The sequence below is a fragment of the Bradyrhizobium sp. CCBAU 25338 genome (genome assembly GCF_028128965.1).
Lineage (GTDB): Bacteria > Pseudomonadota > Alphaproteobacteria > Rhizobiales > Xanthobacteraceae > Bradyrhizobium > Bradyrhizobium liaoningense.
On record NZ_LFKY01000043.1, the window covers coordinates 862,278 to 884,251 of the forward strand.

The window sequence follows — 21,974 nt, forward strand, 5'->3', positions numbered from 1 at the left end:
GGGTGCCGGCTCGCACCCGCGGTCTGCTGCGCATAGAGCACACGCAGAAAACCGCACAGCAGCATACAGGTGAAGCCCAACACACGGCCTTCCCTGCGCGGTGGTCGGACGGCTTATGCCGTGCTCTCCCGGGAGCCGAGTTCGTTCTGGCCTCCCTCACCCCTGCGAAATCCACCGGCGCCGCGCCGGTTGACGCGACTGCCGCCTCCGCAAGAGCTTGACCGTAGCAACGACGGCCAGGACCACACGGTTTTGCCGTACGCGCGGTTCGTTGGCGCCACAGGGTTCGACGGCGTTGTGCACTTTGCCGCCGAAATGCTGGCACGACGAACCTGACAGCGCCGCTCGTCCGCACGCAGCTTCGGGCTCACGGAGAGCAATCCGCCCAGCCCTTCACCTCTCGTGCACGACGCTGCCGCGTCCACCGCAAGCCCGGCTCGCGACAATGACGACCACACGATCGCCCCTCAAGGATGAGCCGGGATGGGCGACACATACGACAAATCCGAATTTCGGTAAAGCGGAATATTTTCGCAAAAAGGGCTTGACGCCGACACGTATGGAAATGATCGGGTGTTTTGCCCGACAGGCCGTGGGCCGGCATCGGCCAACATCTGTCTACATCAAGCAACGGTTCGTCGAACGCCGGGCGGATGCTTGGTCTCGGCCTCGCCCTGCATCGTCGGAGAACCTTGAGCGCTCCCAACGGAGCTCTGGGGTTGCTCGCATGTTTTCGCGGGCCAGCCGTGACTATTCGGGCAGGCCTCTGACACAAAGGCGCGGCAATTCTGGTGCTCCTGGGGCACCCCACCCCCTGCCTGCTTCCCCGGGAGTTCTCATGTCTTCAGCCGACCGGCCGGCGACCCGCCTTGCGACCAGACTTGCCTTCTTCGTCGCGGGCTTCGGCATCGCGTGCTGGGCGCCGCTGGTGCCGTTCGCGAAGGCGCGGCTCGGCGTCGATGACGGGGTCCTCGGGCTGCTCCTGCTCAGCCTCGGCATCGGCTCGGTCGTCGCGATGCTGCTGACCGGCGTTCTCAGCGCGCGCTACGGCAGCAGACCGATCATCGTCGCAAGCGGGTTCATGCTCGCGCTGGTCCTGCCGCTGCTCGCGATCGCAAGCTCGCCCATGTCTCTGGCGCTGGCCCTCTTTGCGTTCGGCGCCGCGCTCGGCTCGATCGACGTCGCCATGAACATTCACGCCGTGGAGGTGGAGCGCGCCGCGGGACGCCCGCTGATGTCCGGCTTCCACGCCCTGTTCAGCATCGGCGGCTTCGCCGGATCCGCTCTGGTGACGGTGCTGCTCTCGCTGCAAATCGGCGCGCTCGCCTGCACGCTGATCTGCTCCGTCCTGATGCTGATCGCGATGTTTTTCACCTGGCCACGCCTGCTTCGCTCGGTGCAGATGCAGGAGGGCCCGTTGTTCGTGCTGCCGCACGGATCGGTGCTGCTGCTTGCGCTGCTCGGCGCCATCACCTTCCTCGTCGAAGGCGCAATGCTCGATTGGAGCGCGCTCCTCGTCATCGGCGCGGGGCTCGTCACCGAGGCGCAAGGCGGAGCCGGCTACATCGTGTTCTCCATCGCGATGACAATAGGCCGGCTCGGCGGCGACGCGGTCGTTGCGCGCATCGGGGACCGCGCGACGTTGCTCTGGGGCAGCCTCATGGCGATCGCGGGTTTTGTGGTCCTGCTCACGGCGCCTATCGCAGCGGTCGCCATCGGCGGATTCCTGCTGATCGGGCTCGGCGCGTCAAACCTCGTGCCGGTGCTGTTCCGCCGGGCGGCGCGGCAAACGGTGATGCCTACCGGGCTTGCGGTCGCGGCGATCACGACCGCGGGGTACGCGGGGGTTCTGATCGGCCCTGCCGGCGTGGGCTTCGTCGCAGGTCTTGGCGGATTGCCAATGGCGTTCTGGCTGCTGGCCGCATTGATGGGCCTCGTCACGCTGTCGTCGCGGATCGTCACGGCGGAGCAGCGCCAGATGTCGCGCGTCGATGCGTGAGCGGCACTGCGCCGAATTTACGGGATGGAAGAGCCGGGATCGCCACCGGCCGCAATGGTCCCATGCAAGCGCGGGTCCAGTCCCTCATCTTGGCATGCCAACCTAAACCCTTCTTTCAAAGGCATTATTTTGGCGGGCCGAAGCAAACCCAAGCCATCTGCGCCGGGCTGTCTGCCATGCTGCTTTCGGCCAGTTTACTGGACGCGTCGTTCTGCTAGACCACAACAAAATACCTTTTGACTCCCGTGGAGGGGGCAATGGCACGTGCAGGCTCATAGCAATCACGACTCGCATATTTCATTCGGGCCATTTCGGCTGTTCCCAAAGTCCCGGCTCCTGGAGAAGGAGGGGGAGCCGCTTCACATCGGCGGCCGCGCGCTCGATATTCTGATCTTGCTTGCCGAGCGCCCCGGTGAAGTCATCGACAAGAGGGAGCTGGTCAAGCGCATCTGGGCCGACGTGAATGTCGACGAGGGCAGTCTGCGCTTCCATGTCGCAGCGCTGCGCAAGGCGCTCGGCGATACCGGCAAGTCGACTCGTTATGTCCTCAACGTGCCCGGCCGCGGCTATTGCTTTGTCGCGCCGTTCGTTCAAGCAGCTCCGCCGGTCACCTCAACCTCAGTTGCAGCCGAAATCACCGCTCCTCGCTCCCTGCCTGCTCAGCTCGCAAAGATGATCGGGCGAGAGGAGGTCATCGAGAAGATTTCGAACGGATTGACCCTGCATCGCTTCATGACAGTGGTCGGCCCGGGCGGCATCGGCAAGACTTCCGTCGCCGTCACGGTCGGGCATCGCCGCTCGGCGGATTTCGGCGGACGCGTCTTCTTCGTCGACTTCGGTCCGCTGCGGGACGCCAGTCATGTCACAACCACCATCGCCTCGGTCCTCGGGCTGACCGTGAACTCGGAGGACCCGACGCCGGCCATCCTGACATTCCTGAGGACCGGACCGACCCTGCTGATCTTCGACAGTTGCGAGCATGTGCTGGATACGCTGGCTCCACTCGTGGAGCGCATCGTTCGCGAAGCGCCGCAGCTTCGCGTTCTCGCAACCAGCCGCGAGTCGTTCCGGAGCGACGGCGAGCGGATCTTTCGTCTGTTCCCGCTGGATTGTCCGCCGGAGCGCGAGGGCCTCGATGTCGCCGAGGTTCTCGCCTACCCCGCGGCTCAGCTCTTCGTCGAGCGCATCGCGCAGAGCTCGGGCTCGTTCCAGCTCAGCGCGGAAGAAGCGCCGCTGGTGGCGAACATCTGCCGGCGCCTCGACGGCATTGCGCTGGCGATCGAGCTCGCGGCGGGCCGTGTCAATGCGTACGGCATCGCCGGAACGGCATCCCTGCTCGACAGCCGCTTTTCGCTGCAATGGCGGGGGCGGCGCACGGCCGTGCCGCGGCACCAGACCCTCGCCGCGGCCCTCGACTGGAGCTACGACCTTCTGCCTCCGGCGGAAAGCGCCACATTGCGGCGACTGTCGGTGTTCGCCGGGCCATTCGCGCCGGAGGCCGCCGCCGCGGTCGCATCCGGCGAGGGCCTCAGCACCTCGGAGACCCTGGAGGCGATCGACAGCCTGGTCACCAAATCGCTGATCTCGCCATCCGGTTCGCGGACGCTACGCTATCGCCTGCTCGACACCACGCGCACCTACGCCCTCGGCAAGCTGAACGAGCTCGGTGAATACAGGACGTTTGCGCGGCGCCATGCCGAGCATTTTCAAGATTTCTTCGAACACGCGGAAGCCGATACATCGACACCGCTGCCCGAATGGTTGAGCATCTATGCAGGGGAGCTGGACAATGTGCGAGCCGCGCTCGATTGGGCTTTCGCGCCCGACGGCGACGCCAGGCTCGGCATCGCGCTGACGGCAGCCGCGATCACTCTTTGGGTGCGCCTTTCGCTGTTCGCCGAATGCCGAGAACGCAGCAGAACGGCATTGGCGGCGCTCGGAGACGGCAGGGACAACGACCGCATCCACATGCAGCTGCTGTCGGCACTCGGCTGGTCGCTGATGTATGGCGAGGGTCGCGCGCGCGAGGCGCGCCCGATCCTGGAGACGACTCTCGAGCTGGCGGACAGGCTCGATGACAAGGATTTCCGGCTGCGCGCGCTCTGGGGCCTGTGCATCGACCAGTTCAACAACGGGCAGTTCGGCAGGGCCCGCGTGCTCGCCGAGCGCTTTGCGAATGCGGCGGCGAACTCGCCCGACAGAACCGATCTCATGCTGGGCGACCGGCTGATGGCCGTCGCGCTGCATTATCTCGGCGACCAGAACGAGGCCCGGGTCCGCATCGACCGCGTCCACGGCTCGCTGCATGTGCTGGCGGAGAAGCCGAAGATCTTCCCGCTCGACCTCAGAATATCGACGCAATATTTCCGCGCCCGCATCCTGTGGCTGCAAGGCCTGGCCGATCAGGCCAAGGCCCTCGCCGCCAGGAATATCGAGGAAGGCCGCGCCAATGGTCACGCCCTGACCTTCTGCAGCGTGCTGGGCCAGGCCGCCTGCCCGATCGCGTTCTGGGCCGGCGATGTCGACGCTGCGGAGCGCCATGGCACCGAGCTGCTCGAGCACACCGAGCGCCACGCCATCCGTCTCTGGGGTTTGTGGGCGCGGGCTTTCAACGCGGCGGTCATCGCCAAGCGCGGCGACGTCGCGACGGGCCTGCCGCTGCTGCGCGAAGAGCTCAATCGCGCCGGCGATGCGCGCTTCCTGCCGCGATTTCTTCCATTGCTCGGCGAGCTTGCTGCGGGTTTCCTGGAAGCCGACCAGATCGACCGCGGCCTCGACGTGATCGACGACGTCCTGACCCGCTGCAACGACCGGCAGGAGCTCTGGTATCTGCCGGAGCTGACTCGCATCAAGGCAGAGCTGATGCTCAGGAGCGTGCGACGCTCAGGCGATGCCGAGGCACGCTTGCACGAGGCCATGGACATGGCGGTTCAGCAGGGCGCCCACTTCTGGCAGCTGCGTTGCGCTACCAGCCTCGCGCGATTGATGACCGGAGCCGGCCGGAGCGCGGACGCTCTGTCGCTTCTCGACGATGTCTGCGGAGCGTTCGCCGAGGGTGCTGACACCCGCGACATGCGCATTGCGCGCGACCTGATCGCGCAATTGCGCGCCTGACGGCAGCCTAACCTCCGGCAGCAGCCGCGCGGCGCGGCAGCTTCCAGTCGGGCCGGATGAAGTGGCAGGTGTAGCCGTCAGGATAGCGTTCGAGATAATCCTGATGCTCGGGCTCGGCTTCCCAGAACTCGGCTGCCGGCGCGACCTCGGTCACCACCTTGCCGGGCCACAAGCCCGACGCCTCGACGTCGGCGATGGTGTCTTCGGCGATCCGCTTCTGCTGGTCACTCGTGTAGAAGATCGCCGACCGGTAGCTCGTGCCGAGATCATTGCCCTGACGGTTGAGCGTGGTCGGATCGTGGATCTGGAAGAAGAACTCCAGCATCGTCCGGAAGCTCGTCTTCGCGGGATTGAAGGTGATCTCGATGGCTTCGGCGTGCCCTTCGTGATTGCGATAGGTGGCATTCTTCACATGCCCGCCGGTGTAGCCGACGCGGGTGGAGATCACGCCCGGCTGCTTGCGGATCAGATCCTGCATGCCCCAGAAGCAGCCTCCGGCCAAAACTGCGCGCTCTGTCGTCATCTGACGCTCCATTGGTTTGATTGAGATATTCAGCGCTTGTCCCCCGCGCTATGCAAGCGCGGATCATCAACGTCATCGTGATATTCGAGGCCCAGCGGCCCGATGGCCGAGACCTGCGTGACATATTCGCCTGATTTCGCCCAGTGAAAATGCCAGGTGTCGCCGGGCAGCACGATGACGCTGCCGGGCGGATAGGCTTTCACCATGTCGCCATCGAAGCGCTCGCCGAGCCCGATGTAGAAGACGCCCGACATGACCGTGTAGATGCGGTCCTCCGGATGCTTGTGCGGCATCAGCTTCGTGCCGCCGGGCACCTTCACCCGGACCAGGTAGGGTCCGGGCTCGGAGGGATGGCCGACCATCACCGCCAGCCGCGCGCCCGGCGGGAAAGCGGGGAACGGCTGCCATGCGACGTCCTCGGGCAGGATTGCCCGAAACCTGTCTTCGTCCGGCTGATGTTGGCGAGGCAGATCCTGGCGCGGCATGGCAGCGTCTCCATTGTTTCGATCAGCCCAGCTTGGCGTCGAGCGTGATCGCGGCGTTGAGCACCTTGGACACCGGGCAGTTCTTCTCGGCCTCGCCGGCGATCTTCGCAAAGCCAGCCTCGTCGAGGTTCGGCACTTTTGCACGCAAGGTCAGCGCGGACTTGCTGATCTTGAAGCCCTTGCCCTCGGGCTCGAGTGTCACCGCGGCTTCCGTCGACAGCTCGTCCGGCGTGAAACCTGCCATCTGAAGGCCGAAGGCCAGCGCCATCGTAAAACACCCTGCATGGGCCGCCGCGATCAACTCCTCGGGATTGGTCCCCTTCTCGTTCTCGAAGCGAGTCTTGAACGAATAGGGCGTCTGCGCGAGCACGCCGGATTCGCTCGTCAAATGACCGGTCCCATCGCGACCGGTGCCCTTCCAGACTGCCGTTGCCTTGCGGATCATCTCAATTCTCCTTGTTTGGTTTCAGCACCGGCGCTCGGTACCGGTGAAAGGCGACATCGGCGTGACCGCCTATCATCGTTCCAACCGGCCGAACGTCGCAGCGGTTCCGTCGGCTAGCTGCCGATCTGCCCGACGTGGAAACCGAGCCGGTTCTCGACATCGCCGGCGCGGTGGAAGCCGCGCGCCATCAGCGCCCTGATGCGGGTCTGGCTGGCGGGGCGGCCGAGCGCGGCGAGGAACGCATCCCACTCCGGCTTGATCTCGGCATCGGGCGGCAGGCTCGCGACGTCGACGAGGCGCTTGGTCTCGGCGATTGCCTCCTTGTCGAAGGACGCGATGCGCATCGCGAGCGCCTCGACGAAACCGTCGAGCTCGGCATCCGGCAGCGACCGGTTGACATAGCCGTAGCGCTCGGCGAGATCGCCGTGGATGTCGTCTGCGCCGAGCAGCACTTCGAGCGCGCGGCCGCGGCCGATCAGGCGCGGCAACCGGGCCATCGGCCCGCCGCCGGGCACGAGGCCCGCGCCGACCTCCCATTGCGACAGGATCGCCTTCTCGCGGCTGGCAAAGCGCATGTCGCTGGCGAGCGCCAGCTCGCTGCCGACGCCGGTCGCGCGGCCCCGGATCTCGGCAATGGAGACGACCGGCGCACGGCTGAGGCGCACCAGCATGTCGGGCAGCGCCTGAAGGCCGGTCGGCCCGGGCGCGATCTCGAGGGAGTCTTCCAACGGCGCGAGGAAATCGTAATGGGTGATGAAGAAATCCTCGACGGCGCTGTCGAACACCACGACCTTCACGTCCGGATCGGTCTCGATCTGCGTGATGATGTCGCCCAGCAGCGGCAGCTGCTTCGGGCCGAAAATATTCACCGGCGGCATGTCGAAGGTGACACGCCAGTAGGACGGCAGGCGGCGCTCAAGGCGGATGTCTGCCGTCGTGAAAGTGTGTTCGGGACGATTCATCTCTTGCACTCCTGATGCATGTGTTCGCATTTCAGATCGACTGCCGCAGCGGACGGAACGCGGTGCGCATCTCCGCACAGAACAGCGCGGGCTGCTCCCAGGCCGCGAAGTGGCCGCCCTTGTCGAGGCGGTTGTAGTGCATCAGCTTCGGATAGGCCTTCTCGGTCCAGCTTCGCGGCGCGGCGTAGATCTCGTCCGGGAAGACGCTGACGGCAACCGGGATCTTCACGTGCTTCGGCGCGAAGAACACCAGCTTGTTCTCCCAGTATAGCCGCGCCGACGACACCGCTGTGTTGGTGAGCCAGTAGAGCGTGATGTTGTCGATCACATCGTCCCGCGACAGGCCTTCGGTCTTGCCGTCGAAGACGCGCGCGATCATCGCGGCGCTGCGCGCATCGTGATCGAGCATCCAGGACGCAAGGCCTGCCGGCGAGTCCACGAGGCCATAGAGCGTCTGCGGGCGGTTCGACATCTCGATCGCGTAGCCGAGACCATGCTTGTAGAAATCGTCGAGCTGGTTGTAGGCGATGCGCTCGTCGGTCGAGAGATCCGACGGCCGCACTCCGCCCGGCTGAAGCGCCTTGGCGATGTCGTCGGGCACGGTCGCGGGCATGTTGGTGTGGATGCCGAGCAACTCGGGCGGTGCGATCAGCGCCATCTGCTCGGTGACGGCATTGCCCCAATCGCCGCCTTGCGCGACATAGCGGCTATAGCCGAGCCGCTTCATCAGCACGATCCAGGCGCGCGCGATGCGCTGGGGATCCCAGCCGAGCTCCGTCGGCTTGCCCGAAAAGCCGTGGCCGGGCAGCGAGGGGATCACCAGATCGAACGCGTCCGTAGCCTTGGCGCCGTGCGCGGTCGGATCGGTGAGCGGGCCGACGATCTTCATCTGCTCGATGATCGAGCCGGGCCAGCCATGCGTGACGATCATCGGCAGCGCATTCTCGTGCCGCGAGCGGACGTGAATGAAATGGATGTCGACGCCGTCGATGTCGGTGACGAATTGCGGCAGAGCGTTCAGCCGCGCTTCGATCTTGCGCCAGTCGTAGTCGCTCTGCCAGTAGCGCACGAGCTCCTGCACCGTCCTCAATTGCACGCCCTGCGATTGATCGGTGACGATCTCGCGATCCGGCCAGCGTGTGGCCGCGAGACGACGACGGAGGTCGAGCAGGTCCGCCTCGGGCACGTTCACGCGGAACGGGCGGATCGTGCCGTTCGCAGCCGCCCTCGCCGGCTGCAGCGGCAGCAGGCTCGACACGCTGGCGGCAACCGCGCCCATCGCGGCCTGGCTCAGCAATTGGCGGCGATCGGGGTTGAGGATGTCGGTGCGGACTTGCGTCGTCATTTGGATCTCCCTTGCTTCGACCGGTGCCGGGGATCGGGTTCGAGAGCGGCACATCGGTTCGTTCTGTGCAGACATTGGCGCGGGCAAGTCCGATTTGCTCGTTATGGCTTGTTAGGCCTCGTTAGCCCTTGCGAGTCCGCGCGATGAACCAGAACACGCGATGTCGATGCGGCACGGCGCGCGAGGAGGTCAGTCATCGCGCGCCGTATCGGCCAAAGTCAGGAGCTGGGTTGGCCTGCAGTTCACGACGGCCGCGGCTGGCCGGCCTGCTCGCGGACGATATAGTCGGCGTACCAGTCCGGCCAGTTCTCGTCGTGTCCGCCGCTCCGCGTCTCGTGCTCGCCATGCGCGATCGCCGCGCGGCGCAGCGCCGCCGCCAGATCGGTCGTCGAAGCGAATGTCGTGGCGCCGCTCGCGATGCGCCCGGGCAGTCGTGTCGTGACCTCCTGGAACAGCCAGCCATTGCCGTCGGGGTCGCTGAACGATGCGAACGAGCTGTAGCTGCCGCGCTTCGGGTCGGCACCGCCGAGCCGAACGCTGCCGAACAGATACGGTTCGTCGGGCCCGGCATGAACGTCGCCGGCACCGTGGAATGGCTCGCTGACCTCGACGCCGCGGCCGAGCAGCTCCTGCCGGGCGGCTTCCAGGTCGGAGACGATCAGGTACAGGCCTCGCGCCGAGCCGGGCGCTGCGGACGTCACGTTCTTGCCGAAGATCACCGAGCAGGCCGAGCCCGGCGGCGTGAACTGGATCACGCGCCAGTCCTCGCCTGACGAAAAATCGGCATCCAGCCGCCAGCCGAGGCGGGCGTAGAACGCCTTGGCACGGTCGACGTCGGACACGGGGATCACGACGACTTCGAGCTTCAGGTCAACGCTGCGCGATGTCGAGGGCCCGGTTCCGGTTTCGCGATCGATTTCGATGGTTGTCATGTCGAACTCCCTGATGTGAGACGCGGTTGCAGACACGGAAGGGCTTCATGCGACAGTCGGCATCACGATCGTCACCCGCGTGCCGCCCTGCCCCGCCTCGCCGTGCAACCGCGCGTGGATGCTGCGTGCGAGTCCTTCGAGGATCCGGCTGCCGGTGCCCTGAAGCGGACCGGTCGCACCGATGCCGTTGTCGGCCACCGTGCAGAGCCAGGCGCCGTCGCGGCTCGCCAATTCGATGCGGATCAGCGCACCGCTTCGGTTCGGGAAAGCGTGCTTTGCCGCGTTCGTGACCAGTTCGGTGAGCATCAGCGCGAGCCGATGACATTGAGCAGCCGGCAGTCTGCCGCTGTCGATCGCGGCTTCGCAGCGGATGCCTGCCGGCTCCAGCACCGCTTCGGAGAGGGCTCCACACAGGTTTTCGAAGAACGGCTCCACGGCGATGGCCGATAGATCGTCGTTGTCGGACAGGAGCTGATAGAGCCGGCCGAAGGCGACGATGCGCCGCTCGAGCCGGTCCACCGCCAGCGACACATCCCTCTTGCTCGCGCGCGTGAAGTCGCGGCGGACCGACGCACCGAGCAGCGTCAGCGTGTTCTTCATGCGATGGTGGGACTCCCGCAGCACGAGTTCCCAATCACGCGACTGATCATCGAGACTGGCGACGAATTGAGGTCGAACGACGTGGTCGTTCGGCCGAGCACCGATACCGGACATCATGGCCTCCCCGTTGAAACAGGATCTCACTCGAAGGCTATAGTGGATGCGCCGCGCGCGTTTTGCCCGTTAGACGTTGCAAGATTCTGTTATGATCGGCGGCGCCCGCGATCTCGCGGTGGACACCCGTGCGTCGAGGGTCAGGCGCGCTGACGAATTGTCGCACTCGCGTCGTAAACTGCTCGCGTTTAAGCAAAATTTGCGACACACGTCCCGGTGCGATCAGCGGTCGCCACGCGATTTCGCCACTTTCGGCCGGTTTACTGGACGCCTCGATCTGGTAATCAAATTGCAGACTTCAGCTCATTGATTGGAATTGTTGGCCCGTGCCGGACACTAACGAGCAGGATTCGGTCATAGCCTTCGGGCCGTTCCGCCTGTTCGTGAAATCGCGGCTACTCGAAAAGGACGGCGCCCCGCTTCACCTCGGCGGCCGTGCGCTCGACATCCTCATTTTTCTCGCCGAGCGCGCCGGAGAGGTCATTGACAAGCGGGAGCTGATCAAGCGCATCTGGGCCGACGTGAACGTGGACGAAGGCAGCCTGCGTTTCCACATCACGACGCTGCGCAAGGCTTTGGGCGATGCGGGCGGGGGCTCCCGCTACGTCGTCAACGTCCCGGGACGCGGCTATTGTTTCACGGCTCCGCTGCTCCGGCCTGCAGCATCGGAGAGCCGGACGAGCCCGCCCGCCGCTTCGCCCCCCTCGCTGCCCTCGCCGCTCGCGAAGATGATCGGCCGGGACGGTGCCGTCGAGAGGATTTCCGCCGAGCTTGCCCAGCATCGCTTCGTCACGATCGTCGGCCCCGGCGGGATCGGCAAGACGTCGGTCGCACTCGCTGTCGCGCAGGGCGAACTCGCGGCCTTCGACCGCCAGGTGTGTTTCGTCGATTTCGGCGCGCTGACGGATGCCCGGCTCGTCCCCGGAACCATTGCGGCCGCGCTGGGCCTGACCGTCAGTTCCGAGGACCCGATACCGGGCCTGCTGACGGTCCTGCGCAGCCGGCGCATCCTGCTGGTGTTCGACAGTTGCGAGCACATCCTCGACGAACTCGCCCCTCTGGCCGAGCACCTCGTGCGCGAGGCACCGCAGCTGCATATCCTGGCCACCAGCCGCGAATCCTTTCGCGCAGAAGGTGAACGCGTCCATCGGCTGTTTCCGCTGGATTGCCCGCCGGAGCGCGACGGGCTCGGCATCGCTGACATCCTTGCCTATCCCGCAAGCCAGCTCTTCGTGGAACGCATTGCCGAGAGTTTGAGCGAATTCGAACTGCGGGAGGAGGATGCGCCGCTCGTCGCCGAGATCTGCCGGCGATTGGACGGCATTGCGCTCGCGATCGAGCTCGCGGCCGGACGCGTGAACGCCTATGGCATTGCCGGGACCGCCTCGCTGCTGGACAGCCGCTTCTCGCTGCTGTGGCGGGGACGGCGCACCGCAATTCCGCGGCATCAGACCTTGAGCGCGGCGCTCGCCTGGAGCTACGACCTGCTGCCGCCGGCCGAAAGCGCGACGCTGCGCGGCCTGTCGGTGTTCGTCGGGCCGTTCACGCTGGAGGCCGCGCTTGCCGTCGCATCCTGCCAGGGGATCAGCGAGCCTGAAGCCGCCGAGGCGATTTCGAACCTGCTGTCCAAATCCCTGATCGCGACCTCGCCTGCGGAGCGGCGGCTGCGCTACCGCCTGCTCGACACCACCCGCGCCTTCGCCGCGGACAAGCTCGTCGAGAACGGGGAAGCGGACCGGGTCGCGCGCGCCCACGCCGAGTATTTCCGCGACTTCCTGCACGACATCGCCCTCAAATCCACGGGCATGCAAAGCGCGGGCGGCTTCCTTCCCTATGCCGACCATTTGCCGAATGTCAGGGCCGCACTGACCTTCGGCTTTTCGGAGAGCGGCGATCGGACGATCGGCGTGGATCTGGCGGCCTCGGCGGCGCAGTTCTTCCTGGAACTGACCTTGCTGACGGAATGCTACCGCTGGACCCGGCAGGCTCTGGCGTCGCTCGATACGAATGCCGTGGACGGCCGCCAGGAGATGACCTTGCAGGCCGCGCTCGGCGTCTCCGTGATGTTCACGCAGGGCAATACCGAAGCGGTCCGGTCGTCATTCACGCGCAGTCTCGAGCTTGCCCGGGAGCTCGATGACCTGCACTGGCAGCTCTGGCTGCTCCGCGGATTGCACATCTATCTCACCAGGGTCGGAGACTTTCACGGCGCGCTCGGAATCGGCGAGCAGGGCGAGAGCGTTGCGCGAAAACTGAACGATCCCGCCGCCACGCTGAACGTCGAATGGATGCTGGGCGTGGCGCATCATCTGATCGGCAACCAGGACAAGGCGATTCGGTTCTGTGAGAGCGCGATGGTGCACAATCCCGGCTCGCAACGGCTGAACATCGGCCATCTCGGGTATGACGACCGCATCGTCGCGCTGGTGGCGCTGGCGCGCGGACTCTGGCTCACCGGCCGGCCCGAGCGTGCGGTCGAGGCCGCCAGATACACCGTTCGCGAGGCCGAGCTGCTCGAACAGCCGCTGACCCTCGGCATCTCCCTGATCTGGACGATTTACGTGTTCCTCTGGGTCGGCGACTGGGACAACGCCGAAATCCTGATCGAGCGGCTGATCGACCATTCGGCGCGGCACTTCCTCGGCCCCTATCACGCGGTCGGCATCGGCCAGAAGGGCGAGCTGCTGCTGCGCCGCGGCGACGTTGCCGCAGGCATCGAGCACCTTCGCCGCAGTCAGGCCACGTTGTACGCGACACGGCACCGGATCATGACGACCGTGTTTGCGACGGCGCTCGCGGAGGGTCTCGCTTCCCAGAACCAGTCCGACGAAGCCTTGCAGGCGATCAACGAGGCGATCGCCCAGATCCCCGATCATGGCGAGTCCTTTGACATGCCGGAGATGCTCAGGATCAAGGGCGACATCCTCGCCCGGTCGGGCAACCCGGTAGAGGCCGAGAGCTGCTTGCGTAAATCGCTGGATCTGTCGCAGCGCCAATGCGCGGTCGGCTGGGAGCTCCGCGGCGCGATCAGCCTCGGCCGCATCTGGCGCCAGGCCGGAAAGGCCGGCGACGCACGCGACTTGCTCGCCCCGCTCGTCGCGCGCTACCAAGAGGGGCTGCAGACCCGCGATCTGGTCGCCGCAAAGGGCCTCCTCGCCGCCCTGAATTGACAGCATCTTCAACGAGATACCGCCGACACGCGCGCTCGCAACTCCTAACAACTTCTAACACGCCAAGCCGCCTACGCCCCGCCATGGTGGCGACACTTCATGGTGGATATGGCGGGACATGGCGCTTCTTGACGACGTAATCGATGCCAGCGGCGGCTTGGCCCACTGGAACAGCTTGAACCGGTTTACGCTCCACCTTTCCGTCGGCGGATCGCTGTTCTCCAGCGCGGGACATGCCCGGGAATTCAAGGACGTGACTGCGGAAGGCTCGACCCGCGCGCAATCGCTCCGGTTCACCGGCATCACCGGAGGCGAACACGCCGGCTCCTTTCAACCCGACGCGATTACGATCGAGAGCCTGGATGGTGAAGTCCTGCGGACCTGGCGCAACCCGAGCCTCGCGTTTACCGAGGCCGGCTTGCCTGCGCTTGCGGACGAACTGCATCTTGTCTTCTTCTGCGGCGTCGCGATCTGGAACTATCTGACCAGCCCGTTCCTGCTCGCCGATCCCGATGTCACGGTCGAGGAGCTGCCGCCCTGGCGTGAGGGCGCCGAGACGTGGCGGCGGCTTCGGGCACAATTCCCCCCGCACCTCATCACGCTCGCGCCTGAACAGATCTTCTATTTCGACGAGAGCGCCCTGCAACGGCGGACGGACCACGATCTCTTCGGAAACAAGGTCGCGCACTACTCATGGGCTCATGACAGCTTTGGCGGCATCGTAGTGCCGACACTTCGACGCGTGCAGACGCTGCAGCCTGACGGAACGGTAATCGCCAAGCCCGTGCTGATGGACGTCGAGATCTTCGACGCCGTCTTCGAGTAGGGACGAGCCCCCGCGGGAGCGGCGGCTACTCTGCCTCTCAACGCCTAACAATACATAACGAGCCAACAGACGGCCTCGGAGGCAGACTGCACTCGCGAGCAACGAACGACGTGTGCTCGAACGAGACCCAGGCTGATGCGTCTCCACCTCGCTGGAACGCGTCATCGCGGCAACGGCACCCAAGGAGAACAGTTATGAAAGTATTGATGGTCCTCACCTCCCACGATCAGCTCGGCAACACCGGACGCAAGACCGGCTTCTGGCTCGAAGAGCTTGCTGCGCCCTACTACGTGTTCAAGGATTCCGGTGCGGAGATCACGCTCGCTTCGCCCAAGGGCGGACGTCCGCCGCTTGACCCCAAAAGCAACGAGCCCGAGTTCCGCACCGACCTGACGCTGCGCTTCGAGAAGGACGCGGCGGCGGAAGCACAGCTCGACAAGACGCTTCGCCTCGACAGCATCAGGCAGGAGGATTTCGACACGGTGTTCTACCCCGGCGGCCACGGCCCCTTGTGGGACCTCGCCGAAGACCCGAACTCGGTCAAACTGATCGAGTCCTTCCTTGCCGCCGGCAAGCACGTCGCGATCGTCTGCCATTCACCGGCCGCGCTGCGCCACGTCAAGACCCCGGACGGCAAGCCGCTGGTCCAGGGCAGGGAGGTGACCGGCTTCACCAATGGCGAGGAGGAGGAAGTCGGACTCACCAAGGTGGTACCCTTCCTGGTCGAGGACGAGATGCTCCGCCTCGGAGCGACCTTCTCGAAGAAGGCCAATTGGTTGCCCCATGTCGTCAGCGACGGCCTGCTGATCACGGGCCAGAACCCACATTCGTCGGGTCCGGCCGCGCAGGCGCTGCTGGCTGCCCTCAGGGGCAAGCCGATGGCGAAGGCTTCGTAAATCCCGGCCGCGGTCACATCTGGTGAGGCGCCGGCGATGGCGCCTCACGACGCCGCGGAACATCTCTCAAGAGGACACGATCATGGACTTGCTTTCCTACGCGAAGACGATCGCAGAGCGCATCGAAGCGCACTCGGTACAAGCCAAGATACCGGTTGCAATCTGCATCATCGACATTCACGGCAACACCGTTCTCAAGCACCGCATGAACGGCGCGCCGGCCTTCTCGCTCGAGCTGTCGGAGCGGAAGGCCTACACGTCCGCGCTGGTCGGGCTTCGAACCACCGAGCTTTCCCCGATGGTGCAACCCGGACAGCCATTGTTCCCACTGATGGGTGTTGCGGGCGGACGATTCTGCTCGATGGGCGGTGGAGCGCCGCTGCACATCGACGGACAGCTTGTCGCCGGCATCGGTATCAGCGGCGGTACCGTCGAGCAGGACGTCGACATACTCGAAGCGGGGCTCCACGAACCCGTAGCCACTGATACGCTCGACATGAAGTTCGAGGTCGTCGTCCTTCCGGTCTCGGACGTCGAGCGGGCCAAGCGCTTCTATGCCGATCTCGGCTGGCGGCTCGACATCGACTACGCCGGCACGAACAACTATCGCGTCATCCAGTTCACTCCGCCGGGCTCCGGGTGTTCGGTGATTTTTGGCAGCAACCTGACCACGGCGGCGCACGGCTCGCTGCAGGGGCTCCATCTGATCGTGTCCGACATCGAAGCCGCATGTGCCGACCTGCGCCGCCGCGGCATCGCAGTCAGCGAGCCATTCCACGATCCCGTCGGCATATTCCACCATGCCAGTGCGAGCGATCTCGCGGCCGGCCCCAATCCGCAGCGGAAGAGCTATGCCTCCTACGCCTCGTTCAGCGATCCCGACGGCAACGGCTGGGTGTTCCAGGAGATCACCGCGCGGCTGACCGGACACATCGAGGACGACGACGAAAGCTTCACACCCGAACTCACGGACGTCGTCCGGCGCGCGGAGGCGGCTGCGCGCCGAAGCGCCGCCGCGGACGGTCGGGCCGCAGCGTGACATCGGAGCAATGACATGAAGGTTCCAGCTACCCTTGCACTCTCGGCGGCCCTGGCCTGCACGACTGTGCACGCCTCGGCACAAGACCTGCGATCGAGCCGGCGTTCGATCAGCTATCACACCGTCGATATCCAGGGCCTCGAGATCTTCTACCGCGAGGCCGGCCCCGCCGACGCACCGACCGTGCTGCTGCTGCACGGCTTCCCCTCCTCGTCGCGGATGTGGGAGCCCCTGCTGCCGCTGCTCGCCGACAGATATCACGTGATTGCACCTGACTATCCCGGCTTCGGCAACAGCAGCGCGCCGCCGCCGTCCGCATTCACCTATACGTTCGACAACATCGCCGGCGTGATCGGAGAGCTCACGGCGAAGCTCGGTCTCGGCAAATACGTCCTGTTCATGCAGGACTACGGAGGTCCTGTCGGCTTCCGCATGGCGCTGGCGCATTCCGAACGTGTCCGCGGAATCATCATCCAGAATGCGGTGTCGCACGAGCAGGGCTTGAGCCCGCTCTGGGAGGCGCGTCGCAGGTACTGGGCCGACCCGGCACACGAGCTCGAGGCGCTCAAGGCCAATTTCACCTCGCTGGCGGCGACGCGTCAGCGACATCTCGGCTCAAGTCCGCACCCCGAACGCTACGACCCCGACACCTGGAACGACGAATACGCGTTCCTGACGCGTCCCGGCCAGGCCGAGATCCAGGCCACGCTGTTCCTGGATTACCGGACCAACGTCGCCTCCTATCCCAAATGGCAGGACTGGTTGCGCAAGACGCGGCCGCCGACGCTGGTGGTCTGGGGCAAATACGATCCGTCTTTCAAGGTCGCCGGCGCCACGGCCTATCGCGACGACGTGCCGGATGCCGAGGTTCACATCCTGGAGGCAGGCCACTTCGCGCTGGATGAAGCCACCGACGAGATCGCCGCGCTCGTTCGCGACTTCCTTGCGCGCCTGGACAAGGGCTAAAGCATGATCCGGAAAAGTGCGCAGCGGTTTTCCGAAAAGATCATGCTTAAACAACAACCTAAAGCGCCGCGATGACGATTCATCCTAATCGCATCGCGCTTTAAGCTCGGGATTTCCGACCGCGTGTGATCAGGCCGGCTGATTCAGCATCAGCCGTGCCGCCCTGAGATCGGCGGTCTCGAACCCCTCGGAGAATCGGGCGTAGGTGCTGGCGAGCCGCTCAAGCGAATCTGGCACACCCTGCCGGTCTCGCAGCCGCGACAGCGACATCTCGGTTCGCAACTGCCAGGACAATGCGCCCTGGTGCTCGGCGAGCGTCGCCGACGCGACCAGACTTGCCTCGGCAGCTGCGAGGTCTCCGCCATGCGCCTCGAGCTCTCCCCGCAAACGGAGCAGCTCCGGCATGTCGAAGGCGCCGCCTTCCTGCTCGATCCGCGCAATGGTCTCGTGCAGCACCTCTCGCGCTTCCGGCAGCCGTCCGAGTGCCGCCAATCCCTTGGACAGATCGGCAGCGAACGCCGATGCGTAGAGTTCGTAGCGATCCGCGTGCAGACGTGGGAGCGCAGTCCGCAACAGGTCGATGCCGCCGGGGACCTCGCCGCGGGCGATCATGTTCTGCGCCCGAAAGCCGCTCGCGACGGCTTCGTAAGGAACGAGCCCGTGCAGGTTCGCATGCCTCGCCAGGCGACCGGTCATGGCCTCGACGGAGGACCAGTCGCCAACCCAGCCGAACACCGAGGCGGACCAGCATAATGCGATACAATGCATGACCGCGTCGCGCGGCGCTGACGCGCCGACGAGCGGGCGGATGCATTCGAGCGCACGATCGGGAAAGCCGCGCAGCCATAGCACGCGCGCAAGCGGAATCTGCGGCGTACGCGAATAGGCGAAATGCCCGGGTTGAGTGCCACGCAGCGCGGCGTCGTCGCGCAGGCCCTCGTCGAGATGAGCCTGCGCCTCGAGCTGGTCCCCGGCGAGGTGATAGGACACGCCGAGGAGCGCCTTGCTGCCGGCAACGCCTGCGGTATCGCCGATCAGGTGGGCAATCCGCTCGGCGTGGCGCGCAGTCGGCACCAGATGCCGATAGCCGCCGGTCCGGCGGTAGAACATATTGAGCCGCGACAGTAGCCGGAATGTATTGGCGTGGTCGCCGAGCGCCTCCGAAATCTCCAGCCCACGCCTGAGCGCCGCTTCCGCCTGCTCGCTGTTGCGCTCGGTGAACATGAGGGCGTGACCGAGCGTCGACTGGAGCTCGAGCTCCCATCTGCCGCCCCGCTCGGCCTCATCGAGCGCCGCGAGTGTGCGATCGGACCATATGCGCGCTTCGTTCAGCAAATTGAGCTCGACGAACAGCCTCGTGCAGCTACCCGTGAGCGGCACGCGCAGGCCGGCGCCGTCAGCATTGGCGTAGCTCCATGCCAGTGCCGCGCGGGCGTCGGCGAGCAGGCCCGCCCGCTCCTGCGCGCGGGACGCCTGGTCTCGGCTGCCCGGCTCCGTCATGCCGGCTTCGAGCGTTCGCTGAACATATACGGCATGACGGCGCGCGATTGTATCGGCCTCGCCGCCGTCGGCCAGCTTCTGCATGGCATAGGCACGCGTTGCATCAAGCAGACGATAGCGCCGCGACGCGCCGTCCGGCTGCGCCGATACCAGCGACTTGACCACGAGTTGCTCCAGCGCATGGACGACGCGATCCTCCGCCGTCGCCGCGTCAGCCGCCACCGCGACCGCCCCCTGTAACGTGAAGGGGCCCGCGAAGACGGCGAGGCGCTGAAACACGATGCGCTCGCTCTCGCCGATCAGGCCAAAGCTCCAATCGAGCGTGGCGCCGAGCGTCTGCTGGCGCGGCGGCGCCGTTCGCCGCCCGCGCCATTCGAGCTGGAGATGGCTGTCGAGCAGCGCCGCCATCTCGCGCAATCCGTAGAGACCGACGCGCGCGGCGGCCAGCTCGATCGCGAGCGCGATGCCGTCGAGCTTGCCGCAGATCCGGACCAGGACCTCCGCATCCTCGTCCGTGATGTCGTCCCGATGGCCCGCCGCGACGGCGCGGTCCACGAACAGACGCGCAGCGGGATAGTTCAACACCTCGCCGGCGCTAAGGCGGGCGTCCTGCGGCGGACCCGGCAAGGGGGCCAACTCGAAGATCTGCTCCCCTTCCACCAGCAGCGACTCGCGGCTGGTCGCGAGGATAGCGACGCCAGGCGCCTCACGGTAGATGGCTTCTGCGAGACGCGCGACCTCGTCGATGACGTGCTCGCAGCTGTCGAAAACGAGCAGCAGCCGTCGGCCGCGCAGAAAATTGACGATGCTGCCTGCGGGATCGTTGTGATGCACGACGAGGCCCAGCGCGGCGGCAACCGTGCTCGCGACCAGCGCGGCGTCCTGCAGCGGACCGAATTCGAGGAAATGGACGCTGCCCTCGAACCTGTCGCACATGTCATGCGCGAGCGCGGCAGCAATGGTGGTCTTGCCGATGCCGCCCGGCCCCCGCAGCGTGACGAAGCGATTACGGAGCAGGCGCGTTGCCAGATCGGCCACGACGTCGTCCCGCCCGACCATCCGATCCAGGCGACGCGGCAGAGCCGGTGGCGGGGCGGATGTTTCGGGTGGCCGCGACGCGGTCACAGGCGGCTCTGCACGTTCGCCACGCCGCACGGGCGCGACGAAGCAATAGCCTCGGCTCGGGATGTTGGTGATGTAGCGGGCGCCGTCCTTGCCGTCGCTGAGCGCCTTGCGCAGCTCCGCGACATGGACCCGCAAGCTGATCTCCTCGACGGAGAGGCCGGACCACGCGTAGCTGAGAATCTCGTTCTTCGGCACCACCTCGCCGGCACGGCTGACGAGCAGGCGCAAAATGTCCATCGCCCGGCTTCCGAGCTTGACCGGCACGCCGTCCTTCTCCAGCAGCCGCGAGCGGAGCGAGAACGGTCCGAACGAGACGGCATCGAGATCAAGGATCGGACCAGTGTCGCCGCTACCGCGGCCATGTCCTGCCGAAAGCTCGGTCACATCGCGCTCATCTTGCCTGCTTCTTCGAAACGCGGCGCAACTATACAAGGCGCCGCTGCGAGGTCCAGTGAAGGCATTGCAGCGGTCTCGCACCGGCGCGTCGGTCTACGCGATGCGCTCTCCTCAGGCTGCTCCGGTCTGCGCAAATGCATGACAAATTGACCCTAACCAGCCCCTCTGCGACGAGCTGTCACACCTGGTCCACACCCACAGAATCTAACAGTTCCTAATCACCACTAACGGGCGTCCTGGCCAGCTCACGTTTATCCTCTCAACATGGAAAGCATTGGTTTGCGCGCCTTCCGGTCGTTGCAAGCAACGGCAAAACCAGGAGAGGACGAACGATGTCGAGCAACTTGCACGTGGCGCATGCCTGGGTTGATTTTCCGGTCGCCCCGCAGGATCACGAGGGTCTTCGCCCCACACAGGCGATCGCCCGGGAGAGCCAATGGCGCCAGATCGATCGCACTCCGGAGGGCATGATCGAAGACATCACGATCTCGCGATGGGATGACCCGCGGAGCAACTCGTCGCACGAAACGACGACGCCGGACGATCGCTATTTTGTCGGCATTGCCCTGAAAGCCACGCGTGCGAAGCTGACACGCGGCGGCCGGATCGTCTTCGAAGGTGCCATGCCGGCGGGGTCGCTCTATGTCACCGCCCCGTCGAAGCCGCTCGGCGCACAATTCCAGTCGCCGTGCGCATTCCTGCACGTCCACATCTCCACGGACCATCTTCGAGCGCAGGCCGATGGGCTGAACGATCTCGTGCTGTTGCGCGATCCGCTCGCCGCCGAGCTCGCCAAGGCTCTGATCGAGCATGGTGATGCCGCGGATCGGGAGTTTACAAGCTGCATCGGCCAGACCCTGGCGATGCATCTCACCCGGATGGAGCTGCCGCGCGTCAAGGTCAATGCCTTGCCGAAATGGCGGTTGCGGCGGGTCGAGCAGCACATCGCCGATCATTTCGACCGCTGTATCAGCCTGTCCGAGCTCGCCAATGTCGCCGGCCTGTCCAGGATGCATTTTGCGGCGCAATTCCGCGCCGCGACCGGTTATCGTCCCCGCGAATATCTGCTGACGCAGCGGGTTGAGCATGCCAAGACGCTGCTCGCGACCACCGAGCGGCCATTGGCGGAGATCGCCCTTTCCGTGGGCTTCAGCACGCAGGCGCATTTTTCGACCGTCTTCAAGCGCATCAGCGGTCAATCTCCGGCGCGCTGGCGCCTTGCCAACGTGGACGGACAGCTCGAGGTCGAAGCGCGGCCGAGGCGGCACGCGCCTCCGGAGCGGGATTGGATTGCCAGCGCCGCCGCATAGCTGATCCGGCGAGCGACGGACGACAGGGACCCCGAGGCGTGTGCCTCAACTTGTTTGCTGCTCCCGATCTCGCCGCTGCAAGTCCTCGTGTCCCAGACGAGCTGCAACGCGCGAGCGTTGCGGCGCAGAGTCGGGACCCAGAACGCTCCACGGTAGCTTGCGGTGAGATGGGCCCCGGCTCTGCAGCGCATCGTCGAAGAGACGCTGCGCTGCGTCCGGGGCACGAA

The 21,974-nt window shown here is 65.6% G+C and carries 16 protein-coding genes; 8 read left to right on the plus strand and 8 right to left on the minus strand.

All coding sequences use genetic code 11. The features are described 5' to 3' along the window. The first annotated feature begins 838 nt into the window (after positions 1–838). Positions 839–1,999 carry an MFS transporter gene (locus tag ACM42_RS37810; protein ID WP_271533517.1) on the plus strand — a complete coding sequence of 387 codons (1,161 nt, stop codon included), beginning with the start codon at positions 839–841 and terminating at the stop codon, positions 1,997–1,999. 264 nt (positions 2,000–2,263) lie between these two features. Beyond that, on the plus strand, positions 2,264–5,113 hold the full coding sequence (locus tag ACM42_RS37815; protein WP_271533518.1) for an ATP-binding protein: 2,850 nt from the start codon (positions 2,264–2,266) through the stop codon (positions 5,111–5,113). Between the two features lie 7 nt (positions 5,114–5,120). Here ACM42_RS37815 and msrA read toward each other — a convergent pair whose 3' ends face one another. The 7 genes from msrA to ACM42_RS37850 form a co-directional block, all read right to left on the minus strand. Continuing rightward, positions 5,121–5,636, minus strand: a complete 516-nt coding sequence (gene msrA, locus ACM42_RS37820) for a peptide-methionine (S)-S-oxide reductase MsrA (RefSeq protein ID WP_271533519.1) — start codon at positions 5,634–5,636, stop codon at positions 5,121–5,123. A 29-nt stretch (positions 5,637–5,665) separates the two neighbouring features. Beyond that, positions 5,666–6,121, minus strand: coding sequence for a cupin domain-containing protein (locus ACM42_RS37825; protein WP_271533520.1), 456 nt, complete (start codon positions 6,119–6,121; stop codon positions 5,666–5,668). A gap of 22 nt (positions 6,122–6,143) precedes the next feature. Continuing rightward, a complete protein-coding gene (locus ACM42_RS37830) occupies positions 6,144–6,566 on the minus strand; it encodes an OsmC family protein (protein WP_194392753.1) in 423 nt (140 codons plus the stop codon). A gap of 113 nt (positions 6,567–6,679) precedes the next feature. Next, positions 6,680–7,528: an enoyl-CoA hydratase/isomerase family protein gene (locus ACM42_RS37835; protein WP_271533521.1), complete on the minus strand. Its 849-nt coding sequence runs from the start codon at positions 7,526–7,528 to the stop codon at positions 6,680–6,682. 31 nt (positions 7,529–7,559) lie between these two features. Beyond that, entirely contained in the window at positions 7,560–8,873 is a 1,314-nt protein-coding gene (locus ACM42_RS37840; RefSeq protein ID WP_271533522.1) for an epoxide hydrolase family protein, read from the minus strand. Positions 8,874–9,115: 242 nt separating this feature from the next. After that, positions 9,116–9,805, minus strand: coding sequence for a VOC family protein (locus ACM42_RS37845; protein ID WP_271533523.1), 690 nt, complete (start codon positions 9,803–9,805; stop codon positions 9,116–9,118). 45 nt (positions 9,806–9,850) lie between these two features. Next, the gene (locus ACM42_RS37850; protein ID WP_271533524.1) at positions 9,851–10,519 is read right to left on the minus strand and encodes a sensor histidine kinase; all 669 of its coding nucleotides are present in this window, start codon (positions 10,517–10,519) and stop codon (positions 9,851–9,853) included. 326 nt (positions 10,520–10,845) lie between these two features. On the opposite strand from ACM42_RS37850, the gene ACM42_RS37855 reads away from it, so the two are divergent. The 5 genes from ACM42_RS37855 (at position 10,846) to ACM42_RS37880 (ending at position 17,416) form a co-directional block, all read left to right on the plus strand. After that, a complete protein-coding gene (locus ACM42_RS37855; protein WP_271533525.1) occupies positions 10,846–13,689 on the plus strand; it encodes an ATP-binding protein in 2,844 nt (947 codons plus the stop codon). A 118-nt stretch (positions 13,690–13,807) separates the two neighbouring features. After that, positions 13,808–14,515 carry a hypothetical protein gene (locus ACM42_RS37860; RefSeq protein WP_271533526.1) on the plus strand — a complete coding sequence of 236 codons (708 nt, stop codon included), beginning with the start codon at positions 13,808–13,810 and terminating at the stop codon, positions 14,513–14,515. 194 nt (positions 14,516–14,709) lie between these two features. After that, positions 14,710–15,411 (plus strand): type 1 glutamine amidotransferase domain-containing protein, encoded by a 702-nt coding sequence (locus ACM42_RS37865; protein WP_271533527.1) that lies wholly within the window; start codon positions 14,710–14,712, stop codon positions 15,409–15,411. Positions 15,412–15,493: 82 nt separating this feature from the next. Next, complete coding sequence (locus tag ACM42_RS38555) at positions 15,494–16,450, plus strand: heme-binding protein (RefSeq protein ID WP_333922770.1); 957 nt, start codon at positions 15,494–15,496, stop codon at positions 16,448–16,450. Between the two features lie 15 nt (positions 16,451–16,465). Beyond that, entirely contained in the window at positions 16,466–17,416 is a 951-nt protein-coding gene (locus ACM42_RS37880; RefSeq protein ID WP_271533528.1) for an alpha/beta fold hydrolase, read from the plus strand. A gap of 129 nt (positions 17,417–17,545) precedes the next feature. Here the strand turns inward: ACM42_RS37880 and ACM42_RS37885 are convergent, their stop codons facing one another. Next, entirely contained in the window at positions 17,546–20,425 is a 2,880-nt protein-coding gene (locus ACM42_RS37885) for an ATP-binding protein (protein WP_271533529.1), read from the minus strand. A 344-nt stretch (positions 20,426–20,769) separates the two neighbouring features. Between ACM42_RS37885 and ACM42_RS37890 the strand changes: the two genes are divergently transcribed. Further along, positions 20,770–21,747: a helix-turn-helix domain-containing protein gene (locus ACM42_RS37890; RefSeq protein ID WP_271533530.1), complete on the plus strand. Its 978-nt coding sequence runs from the start codon at positions 20,770–20,772 to the stop codon at positions 21,745–21,747. The last annotated feature ends 227 nt before the right edge of the window (positions 21,748–21,974 follow it).

Excerpts from the sequence above, each read along its gene's own strand:
- ACM42_RS37810 (WP_271533517.1), top strand. The coding sequence starts at position 839 with ATGTCTTCAGCCGACCGGCCGGCGACCCGCCTTGCGACCAGACTTGCC.
- ACM42_RS37830 (WP_194392753.1), bottom strand. The coding sequence starts at position 6,566 with ATGATCCGCAAGGCAACGGCAGTCTGGAAGGGCACCGGTCGCGATGGG.
- ACM42_RS37825 (WP_271533520.1), bottom strand. The coding sequence starts at position 6,121 with ATGCCGCGCCAGGATCTGCCTCGCCAACATCAGCCGGACGAAGACAGG.
- ACM42_RS37890 (WP_271533530.1), top strand. The coding sequence starts at position 20,770 with ATGTCGAGCAACTTGCACGTGGCGCATGCCTGGGTTGATTTTCCGGTC.
- ACM42_RS38555 (WP_333922770.1), top strand. The coding sequence starts at position 15,494 with ATGGACTTGCTTTCCTACGCGAAGACGATCGCAGAGCGCATCGAAGCG.
- ACM42_RS37835 (WP_271533521.1), bottom strand. The coding sequence starts at position 7,528 with ATGAATCGTCCCGAACACACTTTCACGACGGCAGACATCCGCCTTGAG.
- ACM42_RS37840 (WP_271533522.1), bottom strand. The coding sequence starts at position 8,873 with ATGACGACGCAAGTCCGCACCGACATCCTCAACCCCGATCGCCGCCAA.
- ACM42_RS37860 (WP_271533526.1), top strand. The coding sequence starts at position 13,808 with ATGGCGCTTCTTGACGACGTAATCGATGCCAGCGGCGGCTTGGCCCAC.
- ACM42_RS37845 (WP_271533523.1), bottom strand. The coding sequence starts at position 9,805 with ATGACAACCATCGAAATCGATCGCGAAACCGGAACCGGGCCCTCGACA.
- ACM42_RS37865 (WP_271533527.1), top strand. The coding sequence starts at position 14,710 with ATGAAAGTATTGATGGTCCTCACCTCCCACGATCAGCTCGGCAACACC.
- ACM42_RS37880 (WP_271533528.1), top strand. The coding sequence starts at position 16,466 with ATGAAGGTTCCAGCTACCCTTGCACTCTCGGCGGCCCTGGCCTGCACG.
- msrA (WP_271533519.1), bottom strand. The coding sequence starts at position 5,636 with ATGACGACAGAGCGCGCAGTTTTGGCCGGAGGCTGCTTCTGGGGCATG.
- ACM42_RS37850 (WP_271533524.1), bottom strand. The coding sequence starts at position 10,519 with ATGTCCGGTATCGGTGCTCGGCCGAACGACCACGTCGTTCGACCTCAA.